Raw genomic sequence first — 24,781 nt, 5'->3', positions numbered from 1 at the left:
TTTTCTCTCTGGACTTGTTTCATAACGCAGCCATTGTGTCTATGATAGAAACATAGGCAGACGATTGACCTCAGTCGATTTCCTGTATCCTCGAAAAGGACAATGAAGACCAGCCATAAATCGCGTACCCCTCTTATTTTGCTGATCGCTCTGTTGATTGGCGGTGCCCTGCTTTGGCATCATTACTCGAGCGGAAAGCTCAGCATCAGGATTGGTGTGCTCCACTCTTTGTCGGGGCCCATGGCGGCGAGCGAAAAACCATTGGCCGATGCGATCCAGCTTGCCATCGAAGAGGCTAACGCGGCAGGTGGTATCGGGGGACAGAAAATCGAGGCTGTGGTGGCCGATTGCCGGTCTGACGCTACGTATTGCGCCCAACAGGCGGAGCGTATGATTACTGAAGAACACGTACAAGCCTTGTTCGGATGCTGGACAACGGACTGTCGGAAAAAAGTGAAAGAAGTAGTCGAAGAGCATGGCCACCTGCTCTTTTACGCGCTACGGTATGAGGGTATGGAACAGTCGCCGAATATCATATACGGCGGTGCCATACCTAACCAGTTAGTCATGCCTGCGGTGAATTGGGCGCTGGAGAATCTCGGCAAGGAAGGTAATCCGGCAAAGCATGGCAAGCGCGTTTATCTGGCAGGGTCAGACTATATCTTTTCGCGGGTGCTGAGCATCCTTATCAAGGATCTGGCGGGCGCGCACGGCGCGGTAGTGGTGGGCGAGCGGTACCAGCCTCTGGGGTCCGCCACCATGGACGATCTGGTAGCCGATATCGCGGGTCAGCAGCCTGATATTGTATTCAATACGATCAGCGGCCCTGATAATAACGTTTTCTTCAAGACGCTTAAAAAGAATGGAATCGGCGCCGCCATGATGCCGGTCTTGTCGTTCGGCGTTACCGAAGTGGAGTTGAAAGGCGCAGAAACCGCTCCAATGGCGGGTCACTATGCCGCGCGGAATTATTTCCGGACTATTCCTACTCATGAGAACCAGGCTTTCGTTAAGCGATTCCGTGACCGTTTCGGCGAGCATGCTTTGCTCGACAGCCCGGCTGAAGCTTCTTACCTCAATATGCGGATGTGGATTCAGGCAGCGCTCGAGGCAAATTCGGGCGATTTGCATAAGGTGCAGCGTACAATTCTGCGTCAGAGCCTGCTTGCACCTGAGGGAATCGTTTCGCTCGATCCGGTCACGCGTCACGTCTGGAAAGTGGCTCGCGTTGGCAGATCCCGCGAAGACGGCCAGATCGATGTTGTCTGGGATTCCGGGAAGCCGCTCGAGCCGGCGCCATTTCCCGCATATCGGTCGCGCGAAGAGTGGAACCATCTGCTCGAAACCATCACGAGCCCTCAACCATGATAGGGTTCACCTCGCTCACCCAGCGCTTCGCGGTCTGGTTCGTGGCCGTCTCTTTGCTTCCCATCCTGGTGATCGGTTACAGCCTGTTGCGTACTTTCGAAACCGAGACGCAGAAAACGGCCGTCCAGCAAGTCTCGGCCATCGCCGACATGAAAGCGGAGCAAATCGATAGTTACCTGCGCGAGCGTATCCGCGATGCCAGGATTATACAGGTCGCCAGTACCACACGCATGGCTATGCGCGAATTTGCCAGCGCGTACGCCAATGATGGAGTTGAGTCACATGCGTATCGTCGATTGGATACGCTTTACCGCGGGCATTTCAAACGTTTTGTCGAGGATGCCGGTTATTACGATCTGTTCCTGATTTCCACTCAAGGCGAAATCGTCTATACCCAGGCTCATGAAGCAGATTTTGCCACCAGCCTCATCACGGGTCCTTATCGAAACAGCGGCTTGGGCAGAATCACACGTGCAGCGCTGAATACCTTGCAGAGTGGAGTATCGGATTTCGAATATTATCCGCCATCCCGGGGAGCGATCGCTGCGTTCATGGCAATTCCCATCGTGATTGAGGGAAAACTCGAAGGAGTACTGGCGCTGCAATTCTACAGTGAGCGCGTGTTTGACGTGGTAACCGACAATGTGGGCCTGGGAGCGAGTGGCGAAACGGTGATTACACGGCTTCTGGACGAGCACAACGCATTGGTGATGGCGCCGCTGAAGCATGAGCCCAATGCAGCATTGGAGTTCAGGATACCCCTTCATAATCCGCCATTTTCGACAGCGGTCCATAACGGCTTGTACGGCGAACGCGGAGGCGGTCTGAAAATGGACTATCGCGGCAAGGAGGTTGTCGCTGCGTGGCGGTACCTGCCGCGTATGAACTGGAGCATCGAGGTCAAAATGGATGCGGACGAGGTATTTGCTTCAGTGAAGCGTGTTCGAGCTTTCAGTTTGCTGATTCTTGGCCTGACGCTGCTGATTGCCTTGCTGGGCGCTGTTTTGTTCAGCCGGCGCGTAGTAACCACGCTGAAAAAACTTAGCCATAGCGCACAGCATATCGCCGCGGGCAATCTGCAGCAGCGTGTGCCCGTCAAGGGGTGGAACGAGATAGGAAAACTCGCTGATACGTTCAATACGATGATCGAACGCCTGAACGTCAGCAATCGTGAACGGGACCTCGCTGAAGACGATTTGCGTCAGCTGAACCAGGACCTGGAAACCAGGGTCGCGACACGCACCGCCGAGCTGGAGCGAGCCAATGCGATCCTGGCAAGTAAAGAGGAGGAAACACGTTCCGTTGTCGAACATATGGTGGACTGCATCGTCACCATCGATGACAAAAGCATTATCCGCTCAGTCAACCCGGTGATTGAGAAACTCTTTGGTTACACGCGCGAGGAGGCGATCGGCCAGAGCGTTTCGATACTCATGCCCGAACCCCATCGCAGCGGCCATGATGATTACATCAAAAGATATTACCGGACAGGAAGGGGCCGCTGTGAATTCGATCACATTCTCACGCTCGAAGTCGAGGGAGTACATAACATCGGCATGGGCCGGGAAGTCGAGGGACGGCACAAGAACGGCCAACCTATCGATCTATATGTTGCGGTCAGCGAATACTTCGTTGGGGGAAAGCGCTACTTCACCGCTATTCTGCGCGATATCCATGAGCGTAAACAGGCGGAGCAGGCCTTGCGGGGAAGCGAGCAGCGCCTGCGCGCCATAGTGGATAATCTTGCGGCATTCGTCGGCGAAATGACACCCGACGGGGTGCTGGTCGAGATCAATCGCACCGCGCTGGAGGGGGGCGGTTTGCGGCCCCAGGATGTCATCGGCAAAAGACTCGATGAAACGGCCTGGTTCTCTTTCAGGCCGGAAGTGCAGGCACAAGTGCGTGAAGACATCAAGCGCGCCGTGGGCGGCGAAATAGTGCGCCATGATATTGAGACACGCATCACCGGCGGCGGCCTCATGACGATGGATTTCATGCTTGTGCCGGTTCGCGACGCCAAAGGCCGGGTGACCAAGCTGATACCTTCCGGCATCAACATCAGCGAGAGAGTACGCATGTTGAAGGATTTGCAGCAAGCCCGGCTTGATGCCGAGCAGGCGAACCAGGCCAAATCCATTTTTCTGGCGGCCATGAGCCATGAGATACGCACGCCCATGAACGGTGTGATCGGCATGGCGGATGTACTGCAGCAAACCAGCTTAAGCGGCTATCAGATGGAAATGGTCGATCTGATACGGGAATCCGCCTTTGCCTTGCTGGAGATCATCGAGGATATTCTCGATTTCTCCAAGATCGAGGCGGGGCGGCTGGAAATCGAACAAGCGCCTACGTCGGTCGTTACCGTGGTGGAGAAGGCCTGCAACATGCTGGAAAGTCTGGCTTCACGGAAAGGGGTGGAGCTTACCTTGTTTCTCGATCCGGCGATTCCGGAGGAGGTTTATGGCGATGCACTCCGCTTGCGCCAGGTACTGGTCAATCTGGCCAATAATGCCATCAAATTTTCGAGCGGGCTGGAAGAGCCCGGCAGGGTATCGGTGCGGGCATTACTGGCGGATCATAGCGCGGATCGGGTAACGGTGGAGTTTCAGGTAACGGATAATGGTATTGGCATGAACGAGGAGACCAAGGGGCGTCTTTTCACCTCCTTTACCCAAGGCGATACCTCTACTACCCGTCGATATGGCGGCACAGGGTTGGGACTGGCTATCTCTTATCATCTGGTTCAATTGATGGGAGGGACGATCACAGTGCAAAGCGTGCCGGGCAAGGGTTCCATCTTTACCGTACGTGTATCGTTCGTACAATTGCCGACTACCCCCCCGGGAGACAAGGTGGTGGATCTGACGGGAGTTTCCTGCCTGGTACTGGGTGACGAGAAGGGAATGGCTGACGATCTGGCGGTGTATTTGAAATACAGCGGCGCGATTGCCGAGCGCGTCACGGATCTGGCGGCGGCCCGCGAACGGATAGAAGTACTTCCGCCCGGCTTATGGCTGCTTATTATCGATGCGGGTCATGATGTTCCGCCAATCGAGCAGCTGCGTGAAGCCTTCCAGTCACGGCCGGATATGGACCCGCACTTCGTGGTTCTTGAGCATGGGCATCATCAGCCCGACATCGAACCGCGATTTGTCGTTATCAGGCGCGGCCGCCGTCGTCATGAGCGGTCTGAAATGGTCGATACCGTCACGCTGGATGGCGATGTCATGCATCGTGAAGCTTTTCTGCGGGCGGTGGCCATCGCGGCAGGGCGCGCGCATGAAGAAATCGAGGTGCAGGAGGATGTCAAGGTCGGGCCGGCGGTTGCGCCGTCTCGCGAGAAGGAACTCAAGGAAGGGCGCCTGATTCTGGTAGCGGAAGACAACGAAATCAACCAGAAAGTGATCCGCCAACAGCTCACGTTGCTGGGCTATGCGACAGATATTGCTCGCGATGGCCGCGAAGCGCTGAAACGCTGGGAGAGCGGCAACTACGCCCTGCTGCTCACCGACTTGCATATGCCGGAAATGGATGGCTACCAGTTAACCTCAGCCATTCGCCTCGCCGAGCAAGGCAAAATCAGAAAACCCATTATTGCGTTTACCGCCAATGCGCTCAAGGGCGAGGCCGAGCATTGCCGTGCGGTGGGCATGGACGATTATCTGAGCAAGCCCGTGCAACTTGCGCACTTGAAAGCGATAGTACAGAAATGGCTGCCTCCCGCCACTACCACAGAGCTGTTGTCTCTCGCGGCCCCGGTTATCGCTGCAGCCCCCACGGCCATGCCCACTGCCGCTCCCGGCGCCCCTGCCGCGGCCCCTACCGCAGCGCCGGCGGCGCAAAAACCGGTGGACGTGAATGTCCTCAAAGAGCTTGTCGGAGATGATCCGACCGTGACCAGCGAGTTTTTGAGAGATTTTCGCACCAGCTCGGAAAAGATAGCAGCGGACTTGCGCGGCGCTTGCCAGTCGGGGCAGGCTAAAATAGCCGGCGACACGGCTCACAAACTCAAGTCGTCGGCCCGGGCGGTCGGCGCGTTGGCGTTGGGCGAACTATGTGCCGAGATGGAACAAGCAGGAAAAACAGGCGACACTCAGGCTTTGAACGCACTATTGCCGCGTTTCGAGTCGGAGTTAACGGCCGTGAATAAATATATCGACTCGTTGCAAGGCTAATGTAAACAAAATATCGAGTCGAATGGGTTATGCTCCGGTTATCACGATAAAGCGCCCTGCCGCGATTCAGCACCGGAGCCTGGGGAATCCGGAATTTATGCGGCTTCCCCAGGAGAGTGTTGCGGCGAGGAATGATGGGCTGACAGATGAGCATAGTTTCCAGCTACCAACCTGGGGGGAAAAGCGAGCGCCATGACAGATAGATCCGCGGTCAATATTCTGGTACTTGACGATGAGTCTTTCATGCTCAAGCTACTGGGACGCATCCTGTTGAACCTGGGATTTACCTCGGTAATATTTTGCGATAACGGACGTTCGGCCCTGGAACAGATAACCGATGCGAGCGGACGGCCGAATCTGATCCTGCTGGATCTCAACATGCCCGAAATGGATGGAATCGAGTTTGTGCGGCACCTTGTCGACCGGCATTATTCCGGTAGCCTCATCCTGATCAGCGGCGAAGACGAGCGCATGCTGCAAACCGCCGAGAAACTGGTACGGGCGCATAAAATCCCCATACTTGGATATCTGCACAAGCCCGTCAAACCGGATGCGTTATCCGCGATGCTTGAGAAGTGGACGCCGCCCCCCGCCGAAGCCGTCGGTGTGGCGAAGAAAGTATACAGCTCGGATGAGTTGAAGGCTGCCATCGACAATGGCGAACTGATCAATTATTACCAGCCGAAAGTAGCGGTTGCCACCGGCAAGTTGATCGGTGTTGAGACGCTGGCGCGATGGCGGCATCCTGTGGATGGCCTCATCTTTCCAGACCAGTTCATCAGTATAGCCGAGGCCTCCGGCCTGATCGACAAGCTGACTCGAGTGGTATTCACGGGAGCGATGACGCAGGCGAAAGCCTGGGAGGAAGCGCATCTGCCATTGCGGATCGCCGTCAATGTATCGATGGATAATCTGGCATCCCTGGATTTTCTGAATTTTGTCGCCGAGATCACGACAAAGCTGGGTGTGGCGGCGCATAACGTGGTGCTGGAGGTAACGGAAACCCGGTTGATGCAGGATACGCGAGCGCCGCTCGAGATTCTGACGCGGCTGCGCTTGAAGCGTTTCCGTCTTTCCATTGATGATTTCGGCACGGGGCACTCTTCCCTGGCGCAACTGCGCGACATTCCCTTCGACGAACTCAAGATCGACCAGGGCTTTGTGCATGGCGCCTGGAAAGACGAAACATTACGCGCAATGTATGACGCCAGCCTGTCTCTGGCAAGGCAACTGGAGATGGAGGTCGTGGCGGAAGGAGTCGAAGACCGTAACGATTGGGATCTTCTGCGCCGCACGGGATGCGATCTGGCTCAAGGGACATTCATGTCGAGGCCCATGCTGGCCGCCGATCTACCCGGTTGGATCGAAAAATGGCGCGAGCGGGTTCGAAAGGAGTCTTTGACCGCTGGCGATTCGAAGTGAATGGGGCAACCCATTCGATATTTTCTCCTGCCTCCCACTTGAACTTAAGCCGCTCGAAGAATAAACGCCCGCGCGTGCGGATGTGCGAAGTGCATCTGGCATGACGCCGTCCAGCGTTCCGTATGGCTTGAAGCTGTTATAAAAACCCGGAAGCCCGATCCGTTGCGCGCCGCGCCCCTGGTTTTATAAAAGGGATATATCATTTTTTCTGGACATCTAATACAACCGGTCGTATTATTGATCCATGCTCAAGCCAACCAGAAAGGAAAGCAACAGGGAAAACCTGCTGGACCAGGGGGTCGCCATGCTCTGGAGCCAGGGTTATCACGGCACTGGGCTCAAGGAAATCCTGGATGCGGTAAAGGTTCCCAAGGGTTCTTTTTACAATTACTTTGGCAGCAAGGAGGACTTTGGTGCGGAGGTCATTCAACACTATGCAAATCCATTCATCGTACAACTGACCGCTCACCTGGAAGCAGCCGATGATGATGCGCTTGGTGCCATAAAGCGTTATTTTGACGAACTCATAGTGGAGCTCGAGAGGAATGAGTTTAAAGGCGGCTGCCTCATGGGCAATCTGATGGGAGAAATAGGCGATACCAGCGAAATTTGCCGGAAATCTCTCCAGTCCGCCGTTACCCGTTACCGGAATTTATTGCAATCCGGCCTTGCCAGGGCGCAGCAACAGGGTACCGTAAGATTGGACAAATCTCCGGAAGAGATGGCTGATCTGCTGACGAATACCTGGCAGGGTGCTTTGTTGAGGATGAAAATAGAAAAATCATCCGCACCGGTCAAGCAGTGCTGCCATGATTTGCTCGGTGATTTTTTCAGACCCTAATTTTTTTATTAATAAAAAAACGACCGGTCATATATGTTTAACCCAGATAATTCATTAGGCGGCTCTGCGAGCCTACCCGAGTGCTGGCGGTCAGTTTGCGGCCATTTTCGCTGCTTGCTCGGCGTCTATAGACCAAGCTATGGACTTCTCTCAATCAGCAAAACTGTCTCGCAACCCGCCTCGCCATCATCTCGTGTCCTAATGGATTATCTGGGTTTAATTCTTCAGAAGAGGAGATAGTGTCCATGCAATCCGCTGCCGTCCGTTCAACGATATTAATTCTGGCCCTGGCCGTCGCGGGTATTCCCGGCGCATTCGCCGAGGCCGGCGACGTGACCTCGACCAAAAAGCGCGAAGCTTCCGCGGAATCTGGAGGTGGTCACCAGCATTACGTGCAATCCGATAGGGCGAACAAGCCCGGCCCGGATGGCCAACTTGCACCCAGGCTGCAGAACCTGGGCACGCATACATTCCCTGTCAGTACGCGCAACAGGTTGGCGCAGCAATATATCAATCAAGGCCTGAATCTCGCCTACGGTTTCAACCATGCCGAGGCACGCCGGGCATTCCGCGAGGCGGCACGGCTCGACCCCGGCCTTGCGATGGCTTACTGGGGCCAGGCGCTGGTGCTCGGCCCCAATATCAACGCGATGATGGAACCGAACGAGGAGCCACAGGCTCTGCAGATCGTGCAGCAGGCCAAGTCGCTCATGGCCAAGGCATCGCCCAGGGAGAAAGCGCTTATCAGCGCCCTCGAAAAGCGTTACTCGGGGAATACCGAGAACCGGACGGCGAATAACAAGGTGTACGCGGAGGCGATGCGGGAAGTGCACCAGCGTTTTCCGGACGACCCGGATATCGCGATGCTTTATGTGGAGTCGGTGATGGATTTGCGTCCCTGGGGCTATTGGATGCGTGATGGCTACCCATACGAGGGTACAGCTGAAATCGTGGCGCTCACCGAAGAAGTGATGCGGCGCCATCCCAGACATCCGGGCGCGCTGCATATGTATATTCACATCATGGAGCCGACAAACACGCCCGAGCGGGCGGAGAAGGCGGCCGATACCCTGCTGACGCTGATGCCGGCGGCGGGGCACATGATACACATGTCATCGCATATCTATCAGCGTGTAGGCCGCTACGCCGACTCGATGAAGAGCAATCAGCTTGCCATCGCAGCCGACGAGGATTACATCGCGCAGTGCCGTGCCCAGGGGCTATACCCCATGATGTATTACCCGCATAACATTCACTTCCTCTGGTTCGCGGCAACGGGGGATGGTCAAAGCAAGGTTGCAATCAAATCGGCACGGGAAGTTGCCGGCAAGGTAGACGATGCAGTACTGGAGGCGATGCCGCTGACAGCAATATTCCGCATGGTGCCGTACTGGGCGCTTGCGAGGTTCGGGTACTGGAAGGAAATTCTCGAAGAACCCGTCCCGCCATCCACCAACCCGTTTTTGAAAGGAAGCTGGCACTATGTGCGCGGCCTCGCGTTTGTCGCAACGCAGCAGCTGCAACAGGCCGATCAGGAACTGGGTGCGTTGCGCGAGATCATGAAGAACCCGGCACTGGACCTCCCGCTCTTCTCGAAAAATACCGCGCGTACCGTGTTGAGCGCTGCACCCGACGTGCTCGCCGGCGAGATCGCAGCGGCGCGCGGCCAGTTCGATCAGGCCATCACGTCCCTTGATCGAGCGGTTCGCCTTGAAGACGCCCTGATATACACGGAGCCGGCGGAATTCAATGCTCCGCCACGGCTGACGCTGGGTGCAATTTTGCTGGAAGCAGGACGTCCGGCCGAAGCGGAGACCGTGTATTGGGAAGAGCTGCGACGAAATCGCAACAGCGGATGGGCGCTTTACGGATTGATGCAAGCATTGCGCGCGCAGAAGAAGGATGATCAGGCGACGCTCATCGAGGCACGTTTCAACAAGGCCTGGGCGCGTGCCGATGTGGAACTCAAGGCATCGCGCTTTGGGCGCTAGTGTGCAGTAGAGCATGCAAAACCGGGGCAGGTACTGGGTTCTCCCGAAAAATTCTGCTTTTTAACAAACAGCCATCATTCATTGATGGCCGTTTGTATCTTGTTTCGGTATTGGCCTGCGAGAGGCGCCGCCCCGCCGGCAGCGTTCAGGATCGCTGAACGAGGCGTGATCGCACACATCGAACACATTGGCAGGGAGGTTTGTCGACTTATTCGGTCTGGATAAGCAGCGCGGCCGCCACGCGTCGTCCCTCGGCTGTCAGTATATTGTAGGTGCGGCATGCGGCGGCGGTATCCATGACCTCGACGCCGATGCGTGACTCGATCAGTGTTCTCGTCAGTGTCGGATGAGGAAAGCGCAGGGTGGCTCCCGTCCCGAACAATACCATTTCAGGTTGCAGCGAGAGCACGAATTCGAAATGCTCCGCTGTGAGCTGCTCGAAGGTTTTGGCGTCCCAATTTTCGATCAGGCGATCGGGTAATACGATCAGGCTCTGCTCATGACGCGTCTTGTTGACCATGACATATCCGGCCCCGTAGCCGGTGAACATATTTTGTTCGGAAAACACGGAAAGATGCAACTTCACGTAAGGCTCCATTTGCGGCAGGTTGGCGTGTCGGGTAACATTACATCTTTTTTGCGCCTTGATAAAGTTTTTGTGTCAATTAAGGGGAACAACGCAGGGCAGGATTTTTGGGTACCTGCGATGGAAAACGCAAAGCTTTGAATTTCAAATCCTCCACCATTAGGTCATCTTCTGCCGGCGCTTACCGGCGCCATTGCCAACCAGGTCTTCTCCATTCATGCAACCCATCCTGAAATCCAGCAAGCTGGCGAACGTATGCTATGACATCCGGGGACCGGTGCTCGACCGCTCGAGACAAATGGAAGAGGAAGGGCACTACATCATCAAGCTCAATATCGGCAATCCGGCATCGTTCGGTTTCGATGCGCCCGAGGAGATTCTGCAGGATGTCATTCATAACCTCTCCGCCGCGTCCGGCTACTGCGACTCGAAAGGTTTGTTCGCAGCGCGCAAGGCGATCATGCACTACACCCAGGAAAAACGTATTCAAGACGTGCGGATGGAGGACATTTACATCGGCAACGGCGTTTCCGAGTTGATCGTGATGGCGATGCAGGCGCTGCTGAATACCGGCGACGAGGTGCTGATACCTTCCCCCGACTATCCGTTGTGGACAGCGGCGGTGGTATTGGCGGGCGGCACGGCGCGGCATTATGTATGCGATGAGCAATCCGGATGGCTGCCGGATCTGGACGATATACGTTCGAAGGTTACGCCGAACACGCGCGCCATCGTTGTCATCAACCCCAATAATCCTACCGGCGCGCTGTATCCGGATGACATGCTGCGTGAAATTATCGAGATCGCCCGCCAGCATCAGCTCATCATTTATGCGGATGAAATTTACGATAAAGTGCTGTACGATGGCGCCACGCACACTTCGATAGCCTCGCTGGCGGACGACATTCTATTTGTCACCTTGAACGGCTTATCCAAGAATTATCGTGCCGCCGGGTTTCGCTCCGGCTGGGCGGTGGTTTCGGGAACAAAACAATTTGCCCGCGATTATATATCGGGGCTGACCATGCTTGCTTCCATGCGCCTGTGCGCAAATGTCCCCTCGCAATTCGGCATTCAGACCGCGCTTGGCGGCTATCAGAGCATCAAGGATCTGGTGATGCCGACAGGGCGGCTCATGCGGCAGCGTGATCTCGCCTGGAAATTGCTGACCGATATTCCCGGTGTTACGTGCTACAAGCCACAGGCGGCGATGTATTTATTCCCGCGCCTGGACCCGGAAATGTATCCGATCGAAGACGACGAGCAGTTTGCGCTGGATCTGCTGCTGGAAGAGAAGGTGCTGCTGGTGCAGGGCAGCGGCTTCAACTGGCCCTCCACCGATCACTTTCGCGTGGTTTTTTTGCCCAACAGCGATGACCTTACCGAAGCAATCGGCCGCATAGCGAATTTCCTCGAGCGGTATCGCAAGCGATGCCGAACCTGAGCCCAATCTGAAAAAACAGTAAAAACAAAACAGAAAAAACGCAGCGGGAGGGATAAACTCCAACTGCCAACCGTACGCCGAAATACTCAGCCCATCCGCCAACTTTATTTTTTATTGCACTCAACATGAAACCCATCAATGTAGGTTTGCTAGGCGTCGGCACTGTCGGCGGTGGTACTTTTGCTGTGCTCAAACGCAATCAGGAGGAAATCACGCGTCGTGCGGGACGCGGCATCGTCATCCGGATGATCGCCGATCGCGACCTGGAGAAAGCGCGCAATATCGCGGGTGATGACGTTGTGGTTACCGACGATGCGAATGCGGTCGTGACGAATCCGGATATCGACATCGTCGTCGAACTGATCGGCGGCTACACCGTGGCGAAGGAGTTGACGCTGAAGGCCATCGAGAACGGCAAGCATGTCATTACCGCCAACAAGGCACTGCTGGCCTCGCATGGGACCGAAATCTTCGCGGCGGCGCAGAGAAAAGGCGTAATAGTTGCGTTCGAGGCGGCGGTAGCAGGCGGCATACCCATTATCAAGGCATTGCGCGAGGGGTTGACCGCGAATCGTATCGAATGGATTGCCGGCATCATCAACGGCACGAGTAATTTCATCCTGTCCGAAATGCGCGAAAAAGGACTGACATTCGATACCGTGCTGAAGCAGGCGCAAAAACTGGGCTATGCCGAGGCCGATCCCACATTTGACATCGAAGGTATCGACGCTGCGCACAAGCTCACCATCATGGCGGCCATCGCGTTCGGGATTCCCATGCAGTTCGACAAGGTTTACACCGAAGGCATCACCAGATTGACCCGCGAAGATATTCGCTATGCGGAGGAACTGGGCTATCGCATCAAGCTGCTGGGCATTACACGGCGCACCCCCAAGGGGATCGAACTGCGCGTTCATCCAACGCTGATCCCTACGCGGCGGTTGATAGCCAATGTGGAGGGTGTCATGAATGCGATCGTCGTAAAAGGCGATGCGGTAGGCGCCACCTTGTATTACGGCGCGGGTGCGGGCGCCGAGCCTACCGCCAGTTCGGTGGTGGCGGATCTGGTGGATGTGACCCGCATGCATACCGCCGATCCCAAACATCGCGTTCCTCATCTCGCTTTCCAGCCCGACCTGCTTTCGGATACACCCATCCTGACGATGGAGGAGGTGGAGACTTCATACTACCTTCGCTTGCGAGTGATGGATAAACCCGGGGCGCTGGCCGACATCACCCGTGTACTCGCCGATCTGGGCATTTCCATCGACGCAATGGTGCAGAAAGAGCCCAGCGAGGGTGAAGATCAGGTGGATATCATCATGCTCACCCACTTGACGGTTGAAAAAAACATTAATGCCGCGATCGCGAAAATAAAAAAACTTCCCCTGACGACCAGTAAGGTGACGCGTATCCGGCTGGAAAATTTAAGCAGTAAGTAATCCGGGACCATCCTTGGTGCTTCCAGAAACGCACGATACCGGCAATCAACAGCGGCAAGTTGGTAACCCGGGCGTGCGGGCACAATTCCTCGTGCCGTGGCTGGCGTGGCATAAGTGATATGTGAGAGTCGTTCCAGTATCCTGTTGTGGTGAAAATAATGCGTTATATTTCTACTCGCGGTGGCATGCCGCCGAAAAAATTTTCCATGATTCTCCTGGGTGGGCTTGCGCCTGACGGTGGGTTGGTGATGCCTGAAACCTACCCGAAGTTCGATGCCGCCGAGCTGGAAAGATTGCGCGCCCTGAATTATCAGGAGCTCGCGTTCGAGATTATTTCACGTTTTGCAGACGATATTCCTGCCGCCGATCTGCGCGGCATCATTACGCGGACTTACACTGCTGAAGCGTTTCAGAGTGAGGAGATCACGCCCCTTGCGACGCTGGAACCAGGGCTGCACATTCTGCGATTGTCGAACGGACCGACCCTGGCGTTCAAGGATATTGCCCTGCAATTGCTGGGCAACTTGTTTGAGTACGTTCTGGCGAAAACCGGAGAACGTCTGAATATTCTCGGCGCAACTTCCGGCGATACAGGCCCCAGCGCGGAATACGCCATGCGCGGCAAGCGCAGCGTTCGCGTGTTCATGCTGTCCCCCCAGGGGAAGATGAGCCGGTTCCAGACCGCGCAAATGTTTTCGCTGCAAGACCCGAATATCTTCAATATCGCCGTTCGCGGCGTATTCGACGATTGCCAGGACATTGTCAAGTCGGTCAGTAACGACTCCGTGTTCAAGCAAAGATACCGAATCGGCACAGTCAATTCGATAAATTGGGCACGGATCGCGGCGCAGATCATCTATTATTTCAAAGGGTATTTCGAGGCTACCCGTTCGAATAGCGAGCAGGTATCGTTTGCCGTGCCATCGGGAAACTTCGGCAATATCTGTGCAGGCCATGTCGCACGGATGATGGGCCTGCCCATCAGGAAGCTGATACTTGCCACCAATGAAAATGACGTACTGGATGAATTCTTCAGGACGGGGTGCTATCGGCCCCGCGCCACGGGAGAGACACAGCAGACCAGTAGCCCCTCGATGGATATTTCCAAGGCATCCAACTTCGAGCGTTTCATTTTTGACCTGACAGAACGGGATGCGTCCAGGGTGAAGGAATTATGGCGGTCAGTGGACCAGGGTGGCGCTTTCGATCTCGCCGCTACACCGTTATGGGAGAAAGTGAAGAACTTCGGTCTTGTGTCGGGAACCAGTAATCATGCGACCCGCATCGCGACCATCCGCAAAACATATGAGCAATATGGCATGCTGGTGGACCCGCATACCGCGGACGGTTTGAAGGTGGGCCTGGAGCACCGCGAAACCGGAGTGCCCCTGATCTGCCTGGAAACCGCACTGCCCGTCAAATTTTCCGAAAGCATTATCGAGGCCATCGGCCAGGAGCCGACGCGTCCGGCGGGGTATGAAAATATTGAAAGCATGCCGCAGCGATATGTCGTGATGAATGCCGACGCCGATGCCATCAAGGCGTTTATTGCCGAGCAGACCGTACAGGTCTAGGGAACCGATTTACTGCACCGCTGTTTTAAGCAGCGGCAAGTGGAAAGCAGCCGGCCACGCGATTCAATGCATGATGTCGGGCGGAGCCCGACCTACCTCTGACACAAATTTTCCGGCCCGAGTAGGTCGGGCTCCGCCCGACATCGTTTCTTTGATCGTCGGGCAGAGCCCGACCTACCTTGTGTGAGCGTGTAAGGGCATGGGGCACCCGATTTACTTGCGCTGCTTTTCAGCGGCGGCGAGAAAATCATCCAGTATGGGTCCCGAGTCAAGCAGTTCGCTGGCGCCGCCATGAAACTCGGGATGCCATTGAAACCCGGTCACATAGCATGTCCCACGCATGCGTATTGCCTCGATAATGCCATCGCTGGAGACTGCCTCGACCTCCGAGTCCCGTCCCAGCCGCTTGATCGCCTGGTGATGGATGCTGTTGACGAGATGTTGATAACCCTCACCGTACAGCTTTGCCAACCGGGAGTTCTCCTCGATTAGAACCGGATGGCGATGCTGATCATACAGGGCCTGGTCGACATGCGAGATAGCGTTTGGGTGCTCGGTGGCGATATCCTGATAAAGGCTTCCGCCCAATGCCACGTTGATAAGCTGTAGCCCGCGGCAAATGCCCAGTACGGGTTTCCCCTGTACGACACATTCCCAGAAGAGCTCCATTTCATAAAGGTCGCGCACGCGATCTCCCGACCATTCGGGCCGTACCGGCGTTTCGCCGTATGAAATCGGACTGACGTCCGCTCCCCCTTGCAGCACCAGTCCATCTATTTCCCTGACATAGTCGCTGATGCGCACGCTGGAGCGTTCGACGCCGCCCGTTTCTATGGCGGGCAGCATGAATGCCAGGGCACGGCGGCGCATGATCCAGTGGGCGACACTTTGTTCGAGGTATTGCAGGGTTTTATTGCGGAAACCTAATTCCGCAGGTGCTTGATGCAGGATACGCGGTGACAATCCGATAAGTAACGGGCGCGTCATTTAGAGTCTGGGTAGGGTGCATAAAGGAATATCAAGAATAATTAGATTGCCGCATTCCTGCTGTGTTCTTCGCCACATATAAATATATATTTACCTTCTTTGCACCCTGCCTGAAATCAACCCGCTATTTTAACGTTCAGCCGGTATTCTTACTTAACAACAGCCGTATCTGGCAGCCTGTCGGACTTAAAGGAAATCGGCTGCAAAAGCGTCTGGCTGGTTCATATTTTGCCGCTTTTTCAGCCAATAGAATAACTATTGATTTTCAAAATCCTCAAAACCCACCCTCACCCAGTCATTTTTTCACCGCGATTCTTCAAGTTTGACAGGTCGCTGGTGCATCACGCTAAAAAAATTACTTTCCCATCCACAACTCGGCTTGCAGTTGCATGACATCGGCAAGGTAATGTTCCCGCGCATAGGTCCGGCGCAACCAGCTTGTACCATTGCCTGCTCGTAATATCTCGCGAACACGATCCATTGCTTCCACCGCGTGCAATTCCCGGGCATGGTCCGCAATGCGTGCCAGCATATCGGTAATATCTTCACGAATGCTGCGCTGCTCATGGGTACGCGGATCGATAAAAACACCTTCGAGTCCAAAACGGCAGGCCTGGAAGCGGTTGAACGTATAAACCAGATAATCGTCCTCTTCCGGCGGCGTGCGCTGCTCCACCATAATATAACGCGACATCGCCTGAATATAGCAGGCAATGGCAGCGGCAATTTCAACGGTAAGAGGGGTATCGCATACCCTCACCTCGATAGTGCCGAACTCTGGCTTGGGGCGGATATCCCAGTAAAAATCCTTCATTGATTCGACCACGCCGGTGCCGGTCATCTTGCCGAAAAATCGCTCGAATTCATCCCAGCGCAGTACGAAAGGAGCCCGTCCGCTCAACGGGAAGGAAAATACCGAATTCAGGCGTGCCGAGGCGAACCCGGTATCGTGCCCCTGCACGAACGGAGAACTGGCTGACAGCGCAATAAAATGCGGGACGTAGCGCGACAGCATATGCATCAGATGAAGCGCTTCATCGGGGCCAGGGCAACCGATGTGGACATGCTGCCCGAATATGGTGAATTGTTTGGCTAGATAACCGTACAGCTCGGACAGATGATGGAAGCGCGGCGCATCAAAAATCTTCTGCTCGCTCCAGTGCTGGAACGGGTGTGTGCCGCCACCCGCAACCGCGACGTTGAGAAAGCGTCCCGCCTCGGATACAACGTCGCGCAAGGCATGCAGCTCCGCGACCAGCCCGGTATATTCCTGTTGCACCGAGGTATTGATCTCAATCATGCTGCGGGTCATTTCCGGTTTTATTTCGCCGGGGTGCGCACGTTTCTCAACCCGGCGCAATATATCGGGAGCCGAAGACGCCAGGTTATAGTCATTGCAGCTGAGCAGTTGCAGCTCCAGTTCCACCCCGATGCTCAAGGGTCTGGAGGGCGCGAAGGGCATCAGGCTCATGTTTTTTTCTCCGGTGTCTCCCCGGCCATTCGCAGGGCCATCTGGACCAGAATGGGGCCCCCCAGCTCAAGTATCACGATGCAGCTCATCAGTACCAGCCCCAACCCTGAACCGAACATGGGGAAATCCACCGCCGTATCCAATGTAAGTAGCAGCGCAACACTCGACATGGGTATCAGGGCAATCCCCAAGGCCACGGCCTGGCGCAGGCTGATGCCGCTGTAATGCGCCAATGTCAGTACCGCCAGTAGCTTGGCTGTCGCGCGTGCCGTGATAAGCAGCAAGACCAGCAGAAAATTGTCACGCAACCCGCTGAGGTCGCCCGCGAGGCCGTTAGCGATAAACATCAACACAACCAGAACGGCGCCGGCGGAACCGAAGTGCGGCGGGAAAGTTCGCGGGCGCTGACGCCGGTATCGCGTTATGAGGCCGGCAGCCAATAGGACGAGGATCGGGCTGAGCTTGAGTGTCGACGCCATGATCGTCGCAAATGCAATCATGCCGAACAGGACGAAAGAAAAAGTTTCCTCATGCTGCCCGAGATAATGATGGATTCGCTCGAAGGTAATGCCGAACAACCAGGCCAGTAGCGCAGACCCCCCAAGGAGATAAAACGGCGCCAATATCGTATGGATGATGCTGGTGCCGGCCTGGCCATGCATGCCGGCAACTGCCAGTTTGTGGAAGATGACAGCATAAATGCAATTGAGCGCGGTCATCAACAGAAGCCGGTCCGTCACCTGACCCTGAGCGCGTGATTCGGTGACGATGCGTATCACAATGGCAGGTGAGGTGGCAATCGCAATGGAAGCGACCACCACGGCGGAAATGTTGGCAACGCCAAACCAGCTCAGCATCGAGAAAACAACGGCGAATGTGGCGGTGGATTCAAGCAGGCTTGTACCGGCAATCCAGGGATTGGCTTTCAGCCAGCGCAGATTTACCTTGCTGCCCAGCTCGAACAGGAGAATGCCCAGCGCCAGGTCAACTACCAGCCGCCATTCAGTGGCGGGCAATGGCGGGATAAAGCCCATGCCGCCAGGGCCCAGCAGTGCGCCGATACCGATATAGCCGACGATACGCGGCAACCGCAGGTGACGCACCAGTGCTTCACCCACAAGTACGGCTGCAACCAGCGTCAACGCAAGCCAGAGAGCGGGGCTGACTTCAAGCGGCCAAAAAGGCAGGTATGCGGGCCAGTTCATGAAACAATGCGGGGAAACAGCCGAAATAGGGCTGTTCCGTCAACCGCGAACGTTATGGTCAGATGCATCCGGTCTCCTTAAGGACAATGCGGATGTTCGGTCTGTACTTTGGAATCTTTACGGTATCCTCAAACTGAACCCGGGATTACAAGATAACTGTCAGGTTAGTTAGCGAGGGACTGAATAAACTATCTGGAAGAGATGTGGGTGAATTATAAACCATGAATGCGAAGAGGAAACGTCTGCCGTAATCGACTGTACTAAAAATCAGTACATGCCGGATTTTGTGCGGTGCGATAACCAGCATTGGCGCGTTTCTGTCGCCGCTTGATATATTTCAAGGCAGGAGCTGTGCCTGCCCAGACGGAGCAGGGGGCGGCACGAAAATGGAACCGGATACCATCACAGTGACTTTCATAGCCGCTCAGGGCGAATTAGTGGCCTATCCATCTCAGTTGGACGCAGCACGGTCAAACCTTCAGCTTTAAATTTCATAGCCTCATACCGGAATAATCGAGGCGAATGGAATGCCATGCAATACCTGTATTTCTTCGATCAGGTCATGTCGAGGAACTTCACATGTCACTCTGGTTCTTACCGATAACCATTTGATTGATATACCTTGGAACGATTCTTGCTGCTTGTCCTCACAAGCTGAATTGTTAGGTTAAATTTTCCATGAGCAAGAAAAGCATCACGCCCAAAATTGTTGATTTGGTGAAAATCGCCAACCCCCCAAAAAATCGGCCGTTTGTATCGCAAACCTGAGAAAGCTCGATCATGACAGCTCCGAAATGTGCAGTGAGTGTGAGTCTTTGCATGATCATGCTGCTGGCTGGTTGCGGCTCTCTTTCAGTTCCAGATAAAACGGCACATGCAAACCGTTCCGTGCAAGTCGATGGCGTACGCGGTGCGCTCTCTATCCAGGAAAGTAAGGCAGTCCTGGCCAATCTCAAAAACGGTGGCCCTGAAACCAATATCTTTACCAGGCACCTTGCTCAGGCGGAGCAGCTTTCGGGAAGCCCGCTGATGACCGGCAATAACGTGAAGCTGCTGGTTGACGGGCCCACCACCTACAAATCGATGTATGCGGCAATACGGGGCGCGAAGCATCATATCAACATGGAAACCTATAGCATCGAGGACGACGAGGTTGGCCGCCGCTTCGCCGCTGCATTGATCGAAAAGCAAAAACAGGGCGTGCAAGTCAACTTGATTTACGACAGCATCGGATCGGGCGCTACACCTGAAGAATTCTTCAAGCCGTTGATCGACAGCGGCGCCAATGTACTGGAATTCAACTCCGTCAACCCATTGACACTTCGCAAGAAACTGGAATTGGGCCGTGATCATCGGAAGCTGCTCGTGGTTGATGGCCGGATCGCCTTTGTAGGTGGCGTCAATATCAGCAGCGTATATTCCAGCGGATCATTCAGATCAAAATCGCATACCAAGGATATCCAACCGTGGCGCGATACGCATCTCCGTATCGAAGGACCCGTCGTCAGCGATTTCCAGAAATTGTTTCTGGCGACCTGGGAAAAACAGAAGGGTAAGCCGCTAGCGTCGAAGTCCTTTTTTCCACGGGTAGGCAGGAGGGGCAACGAAGTAGTGCGTGCCATCGGCAGTTCTCCCGATGAGTCTTACAGCCTCATCTACGTTACGCTGCTATCCGCCATAAACAGCGCTGAAACCTATGCATATGTCACTACCGCTTATTTTGTGCCTGATCCGAGGTTATTGGTTGCATTGAAGGGTGCAGCGCAGCGCGGCGTCGACGTGCGATTGCTGTTACCGGACAAAACCGATTCGAACCTGGTTTTGTATGCGTCGCACTCCTATTACGATGAACTGTTGAGTGCCGGCGTGAAGATTTATGAACGGGAGGGCGCTTTATTGCATGCCAAGACCGCCCTGATCGATGGTGTCTGGTCCACCATAGGCTCGACCAATCTTGACTGGCTCAGCCTGGAGCACAACCAGGAAATCAATGCGGTTATCCTTGGTCAAGAGTTTAGTACGCAAATGAAAGCGCTGTTCGACGAAGATATTAAATCTTCCCGGCTTGTCACATTGGAAAAATGGCGGCAGCGTCCGATTATTACGCGCATAAAGGAATTTGGCGCGAGTTTGCTGGCTCGGCGGTTATAGTAAACCGCCTACGCTTACACCAATAATGGCCTGTCAGCCACTGTCAAGGATGCAACCCTTGAAAAGCTGAAATCAGCTAGCGGCGGATTATTTTTCATTCTTCATCATGGCTAAGCTCACATCTGTTTCTATCAGGATTCCATGCTCTCGCGGCGAAAAATGAACTTGAAGCCTTGTTAAAGAGTGACTACTCTGATAAGTCCTACATCAAGCGAGGAATAAATCATGTCTGATCTCAAAACCGTATGGTTCGGCATGCTAACCGATGATTCGGACGACTCTGGTACTGACAGCCCCATCGTCTTGATTATCAATGTAAGGGGCGGCAGATTCGATGTTTTGCACCGGACTTTCCCTGATACGGCCCAGAGCGATCAGGAGCAGGGGCAAGCGAATCTTTACGAGATAACAGAGGATGACTTTGAGCCGCAAGCTTTTGTCGGGTCCACGGTTGATCCTCTGGACCTGAATGCATCCTCCATCCGTATCGGCATCCGGGGCAATGATTTATGGCGCCCGAAGAGTGTCTTCATCTGGGGGGAGCAAAAAGATGGGCTCATCGTTCCGCTTGCTCTGGATACCGAGTTGCGGGGCGATATCGGCATTGCGGGTCAACTGGTCAATGTTGACCTCAGTACGGATGCGAGCGAAGGCAAACTTTCCTTTGCGCCTTCGCGCATACAGCTCGGGACCGCAACGACGGTGATTCGGCGGTTGCTCATGCTTGTGACGACCGCGGATGTGGATGATGCCGGTACCGATAATGATATCGCGCTTCAGATTACGACCATCGACGGGCGCCTCGTCGTGGACCACGTCTTTCCGGACACGTCGCAGGCTGATCTGGAAAGGGCACAAGCGAATCTTTACTACGTGCCGGTCAGCACCCCGTTCAACAGGACTGAGCTGAATGCCGATTCGATTCGCTTAAGTATAAAGGGCAATGATGCCTGGTTGCCCAACCGTTTATTTCTTTTTGGTCTTAGCGAGGATGAAACCGGGCAACCGCCGGAATTTGCCGTGCCCCTGGTGCATCTCCACGCGTGGCCCCTGGGTACATTGAGTACCGACCGGGAGGAAGGGCAAGGATCGGTTACGTTACCCTTGCTGGATAATATTGTCTTGCTTTAAGGAGAAAAGAGATAGCTGATAGCAGGTAATGGGTTAGCGCATTTGCATTCGTCACGGTATTCCGTGCGGGTCGGCTGAAAAGCGCATCGATAAATCCACTGCCATTATATCCTTGGTGAGGCTGCCGACCGAAATTCGGTCCACGCCGCTTTCGGCTATCGCGCGGACGTTGTCGAGGGTGATTCCTCCCGATGCTTCCAGCGCCGCCGCCCGGTTGGTCAACCGCGCATTCAGGATGACTGCCTCGCATAAAGTGCCGAGGTCGAAGTTATCCAGCAGAATCAGTTTAGCCCCCGCATTCAACGCGGTGCACAGGTCGTCCAGTGTTTCCACTTCAATCTGAACAAACACGCCTGCCGGGGCAATTCTTTTCGCGGCGCGCAGGGCAGGTTCGATTCCCCCCGCGGCGGCGATGTGGTTTTCCTTGATGAGTATGCCATCGTATAAACCGAGACGATGGCAGCCTGGCGCGCCGCTACGTTCATGAGCCGGACTGGTGTGGTACGAGGGGAGCGGTACCACGGACAAGACCTGGCTTTATGCCGATCATCTGGGCTCCATCTCCGCCCGGGCCGACAGTACGGGCACTTCTACCGGGATTTTCACCTACAGTCCTTATGGTGAGCAATCGATGGCTACGGTAAACTTCGGCTATACCGGCCAGCTAAAGTTCGTGGAGGTTGGTACCTACTACAAGTCGAGATTCTATTCGCCTGTGCTTGGCCGGTTCTTTCAGACCGATCCGGTAGGGTATGAAAGCGGCCTGAATCTGTATGCGTATGTGGGGAATGATCCAATCAACGGCATCGACCCGGATGGGAAGGTTCCGCTGTTCTTTGTGCTTCCGGGGATAGGAGGAGTAATTAATGCCGCATTCCAGGCTTATGAATCCAGCCAGGCGGGAGGGGGCGCATATGAGATAGCCGCCGCGGCAGGCAAGGGCTTTATTTCAGGTTATGCGGGAACCGCTGCCGGGCTTGTAACCAAAAATGCCGCAATTGCCGGAGCGATTAGCGGAGGGGTAACAAATGCGATTGACACGGGACTAAAGGGCAAATTGCCTGACACCCCGACGAATCTTATCAAATCGGTTGTTGCGGGAGCTGTATTAGGAAAGGTAGCAGGTGCAGCGATCCCATCGATAAATCAAAATGTAAGTATCCCACTTTCTAAAACTCCAGCAAATCTTAATCTGAATACTGATATCGGTCGCCAGGTTGCTCAGACAGTTGGCACGGGCTTGGGCGGGATTCAAGTAGTAGATAGGGCGACGTCCAGCGTGACCAGCAATCCAAGCGGGAGCGTGTTTGGCAATCGCAAATAGAGAAATCCCATGGGACTGAGTCGGGCATGCCGCGATCTGTTTAATTTGGCCGATGTATGCATAGACAATGACGATATCGATAAAGCCAAGGGCCTGATAGAGCAGGCGATTGCGCTGGAGCCGACAAATGAGGCGGTCCTTATGCGTGCAGTAGGCCGACTCGTATACGCAGAACTCTATAGCAGCGCCCGGGAGGTTTTTGAGAGTTTCCGGGATCAAGCGAGATTAGAGTATCTTCTGGGTTTTACTTATGAGGATATCGTCCAGCAGGAGCGGGCTAACTTGATGGTGGACGATGTGCCTATCTTCGATCTTGCTATGGGACCGATCCGGTTTAAAAGGCTGTCGGGCGCGGAGCGCGGAAACTTCGTCAACTATGTCACGACTTCTACACCAGTCGAGGCGATCGAGATTTCGGAAGAGGGGTTGGCTTTCACCCAGTCTGGGACGCAGTGTGCATTCAGATGGGATGAGATCACCCGGGCGAGTATCGTGGTAAGAACCATATTCAAGGGACTGGGCGTGGCCGGCTCGAATTCATCTCAAAAAATATTTTCGATCGAAGCATCAGGGAGACTGTTTCAGTTCGATGTTTCGTCGACTTATCCTGACTTCAGGGAAGCGCTGCTGCTTCGCACTTTATTGAGTCGATACTTGGATGTGGAAGTGATTGACGAGCGCAAGCCGGGCTTCAAGGCGACAAAGGATGATCCCGTCCGGAACCTGAAGCGGGGTGACAGAATCAGGCAGTGGCTGATAGTGAGCGCAATTGCCCTGCTTATTCTATTTTCATATATGAACGCGCCTGCCCCCGGATAAACATCGGTGCAACTTTTCCCGCGAGTTCTTGAGCTGAATTAGAAAGACCGGGAAACGAACTCGACCTTATACCTGGGGTATCTGCCCAACCACAAGCTCTGATCGGTAGTATCGTTACTTACTCGGAGTTGAATTGAAGATAATGTTTTTTTGTTGTCAGCGATTGCGTCACTCGTCTCTTGCGCCGCCATAGGGGCAGACTATATTTCAAATGACGACCTTAAACAATTGGTGAAAGAGAAGCCGATATGGTGTCGTGACCTTGATGCCAACGGAACGTGTGGTTCAGTCATGCATTATGGCTTGACTGAAGGTAATTCGATTCCTGTTTCAGAATATATGCTTATCGTTGGCCTGGCTAAACATGGAAAACTTAGGGCTTCCTTCACGGAAGTGTTCAGCGAATCCGGGTTATGCATGACTTTTAATGAAGCTTATGCCGAAGCTTTAGCGACATTTGTTGCGGCGAATGACTTTGCTCGCATTACCCCCGATGACCAGCCGTTTTCCGAGAAAGGACAAATTGAATTCAATTCCAAAATAATTGAGCCACTTCGTCCTGTATTCGGAAGGAATATTGTGGGCGGTATGAAATATCAAGACGTGATACCACCGGAAAAATATCCGAAATCAAAGCCACCTTCTTTATCGAAGGCGTGCAGCAACTGACCTGCTCTCGTTTTTTATAGCCAGTTCGAAAGTGAGCCTTCGGGTTCGAGTACTATAGTTGACGACCGTTCCCGACCTGCTTCAGTCGGGGTTCGATTGCCAAGTGAAGAATGGGGACGCTCGTTGTTGTAGAACTGCCGCCATTTCTCGATCAATATCTTTGCCTCGTGTCGCGTTATGA

19 protein-coding genes and 1 pseudogene are annotated in these 24,781 nt (G+C 54.5%); 14 read left to right on the top strand and 6 right to left on the bottom strand.

What is annotated here, in order from left to right:
• Positions 1-102: 102 nt before the first annotated feature.
• The 5 genes from BLP78_RS13080 (at position 103) to BLP78_RS13060 (ending at position 9,797) form a co-directional block, all read left to right on the top strand.
• The gene (locus BLP78_RS13080) at positions 103-1,368 is read left to right on the top strand and encodes an ABC transporter substrate-binding protein (RefSeq protein WP_090459879.1); all 1,266 of its coding nucleotides are present in this window, start codon (positions 103-105) and stop codon (positions 1,366-1,368) included.
• Entirely contained in the window at positions 1,365-5,543 is a 4,179-nt protein-coding gene (locus BLP78_RS13075; RefSeq protein WP_090459877.1) for a PAS domain S-box protein, read from the top strand. Before BLP78_RS13080 ends, BLP78_RS13075 begins: the two co-directional genes overlap by 4 nt.
• A gap of 192 nt (positions 5,544-5,735) precedes the next feature.
• Positions 5,736-6,965, top strand: a complete 1,230-nt coding sequence (locus tag BLP78_RS13070) for an EAL domain-containing response regulator (protein WP_090459876.1) — start codon at positions 5,736-5,738, stop codon at positions 6,963-6,965.
• A gap of 244 nt (positions 6,966-7,209) precedes the next feature.
• Positions 7,210-7,806, top strand: coding sequence for a TetR/AcrR family transcriptional regulator (locus tag BLP78_RS13065; protein ID WP_090459874.1), 597 nt, complete (start codon positions 7,210-7,212; stop codon positions 7,804-7,806).
• Between the two features lie 245 nt (positions 7,807-8,051).
• Positions 8,052-9,797, top strand: coding sequence for a hypothetical protein (locus BLP78_RS13060; protein WP_090459873.1), 1,746 nt, complete (start codon positions 8,052-8,054; stop codon positions 9,795-9,797).
• 208 nt (positions 9,798-10,005) lie between these two features.
• Here BLP78_RS13060 and BLP78_RS13055 read toward each other — a convergent pair whose 3' ends face one another.
• Complete coding sequence (locus BLP78_RS13055; RefSeq protein ID WP_025040030.1) at positions 10,006-10,383, bottom strand: Mth938-like domain-containing protein; 378 nt, start codon at positions 10,381-10,383, stop codon at positions 10,006-10,008.
• A 217-nt stretch (positions 10,384-10,600) separates the two neighbouring features.
• Here BLP78_RS13055 and BLP78_RS13050 point away from each other — a divergent pair, with 217 nt between their 5' ends.
• The 3 genes from BLP78_RS13050 to thrC all read left to right on the top strand — a co-directional run bounded on the left by BLP78_RS13050 (position 10,601) and on the right by thrC (position 14,843).
• Entirely contained in the window at positions 10,601-11,827 is a 1,227-nt protein-coding gene (locus tag BLP78_RS13050; RefSeq protein WP_090459869.1) for a pyridoxal phosphate-dependent aminotransferase, read from the top strand.
• 125 nt (positions 11,828-11,952) lie between these two features.
• Positions 11,953-13,269 (top strand): homoserine dehydrogenase, encoded by a 1,317-nt coding sequence (locus BLP78_RS13045; RefSeq protein ID WP_090459867.1) that lies wholly within the window; start codon positions 11,953-11,955, stop codon positions 13,267-13,269.
• A gap of 158 nt (positions 13,270-13,427) precedes the next feature.
• Positions 13,428-14,843 (top strand): threonine synthase, encoded by a 1,416-nt coding sequence (thrC, locus tag BLP78_RS13040; RefSeq protein WP_090459865.1) that lies wholly within the window; start codon positions 13,428-13,430, stop codon positions 14,841-14,843.
• Positions 14,844-15,056: 213 nt separating this feature from the next.
• On the opposite strand, the gene BLP78_RS13035 is transcribed toward thrC, so the two are convergent.
• A complete protein-coding gene (locus BLP78_RS13035; RefSeq protein WP_090459862.1) occupies positions 15,057-15,830 on the bottom strand; it encodes a gamma-glutamyl-gamma-aminobutyrate hydrolase family protein in 774 nt (257 codons plus the stop codon).
• 62 nt (positions 15,831-15,892) lie between these two features.
• Between BLP78_RS13035 and BLP78_RS15345 the strand changes: the two genes are divergently transcribed.
• The gene (locus tag BLP78_RS15345; protein ID WP_143002965.1) at positions 15,893-16,156 is read left to right on the top strand and encodes a hypothetical protein; all 264 of its coding nucleotides are present in this window, start codon (positions 15,893-15,895) and stop codon (positions 16,154-16,156) included.
• 29 nt (positions 16,157-16,185) lie between these two features.
• Here BLP78_RS15345 and BLP78_RS13030 read toward each other — a convergent pair whose 3' ends face one another.
• Both BLP78_RS13030 and BLP78_RS13025 read right to left on the bottom strand, forming a co-directional pair.
• Positions 16,186-17,301 (bottom strand): YbdK family carboxylate-amine ligase, encoded by a 1,116-nt coding sequence (locus BLP78_RS13030; protein WP_025040025.1) that lies wholly within the window; start codon positions 17,299-17,301, stop codon positions 16,186-16,188.
• Positions 17,298-18,506 (bottom strand): cation:proton antiporter, encoded by a 1,209-nt coding sequence (locus BLP78_RS13025; RefSeq protein WP_090459859.1) that lies wholly within the window; start codon positions 18,504-18,506, stop codon positions 17,298-17,300. The genes BLP78_RS13030 and BLP78_RS13025 overlap by 4 nt, the downstream gene beginning before the upstream one ends.
• A gap of 780 nt (positions 18,507-19,286) precedes the next feature.
• Between BLP78_RS13025 and cls the strand changes: the two genes are divergently transcribed.
• Complete coding sequence (cls, locus tag BLP78_RS13020) at positions 19,287-20,657, top strand: cardiolipin synthase (RefSeq protein ID WP_090459858.1); 1,371 nt, start codon at positions 19,287-19,289, stop codon at positions 20,655-20,657.
• A gap of 225 nt (positions 20,658-20,882) precedes the next feature.
• Positions 20,883-21,788 carry a hypothetical protein gene (locus BLP78_RS13015; RefSeq protein WP_090459856.1) on the top strand — a complete coding sequence of 302 codons (906 nt, stop codon included), beginning with the start codon at positions 20,883-20,885 and terminating at the stop codon, positions 21,786-21,788.
• Between the two features lie 51 nt (positions 21,789-21,839).
• Here the strand turns inward: BLP78_RS13015 and BLP78_RS13010 are convergent.
• Positions 21,840-22,247: pseudogene (locus BLP78_RS13010) on the bottom strand (nicotinate-nucleotide diphosphorylase); the annotation flags it as partial.
• 37 nt (positions 22,248-22,284) lie between these two features.
• On the opposite strand from BLP78_RS13010, the gene BLP78_RS13005 reads away from it, so the two are divergent.
• The 3 genes from BLP78_RS13005 (at position 22,285) to BLP78_RS12995 (ending at position 24,600) form a co-directional block, all read left to right on the top strand.
• Positions 22,285-23,112: an RHS repeat-associated core domain-containing protein gene (locus BLP78_RS13005; RefSeq protein WP_218118981.1), complete on the top strand. Its 828-nt coding sequence runs from the start codon at positions 22,285-22,287 to the stop codon at positions 23,110-23,112.
• Between the two features lie 9 nt (positions 23,113-23,121).
• A complete protein-coding gene (locus tag BLP78_RS13000) occupies positions 23,122-23,931 on the top strand; it encodes a tetratricopeptide repeat protein (RefSeq protein ID WP_090459850.1) in 810 nt (269 codons plus the stop codon).
• Between the two features lie 153 nt (positions 23,932-24,084).
• A complete protein-coding gene (locus BLP78_RS12995) occupies positions 24,085-24,600 on the top strand; it encodes a hypothetical protein (RefSeq protein WP_143002963.1) in 516 nt (171 codons plus the stop codon).
• 14 nt (positions 24,601-24,614) lie between these two features.
• Here the strand turns inward: BLP78_RS12995 and BLP78_RS15655 are convergent, their stop codons facing one another.
• Positions 24,615-24,758: an integrase core domain-containing protein gene (locus tag BLP78_RS15655; RefSeq protein ID WP_371128885.1), complete on the bottom strand. Its 144-nt coding sequence runs from the start codon at positions 24,756-24,758 to the stop codon at positions 24,615-24,617.
• Positions 24,759-24,781 lie beyond the last annotated feature (23 nt).

The organism is Nitrosospira sp. Nsp1, assembly GCF_900100985.1.
Taxonomy (GTDB): Bacteria; Pseudomonadota; Gammaproteobacteria; order Burkholderiales; family Nitrosomonadaceae; genus Nitrosospira.
Note: the sequence above shows the minus strand (reverse complement) of the source record. Positions and strands in the feature narration are given on the sequence as shown.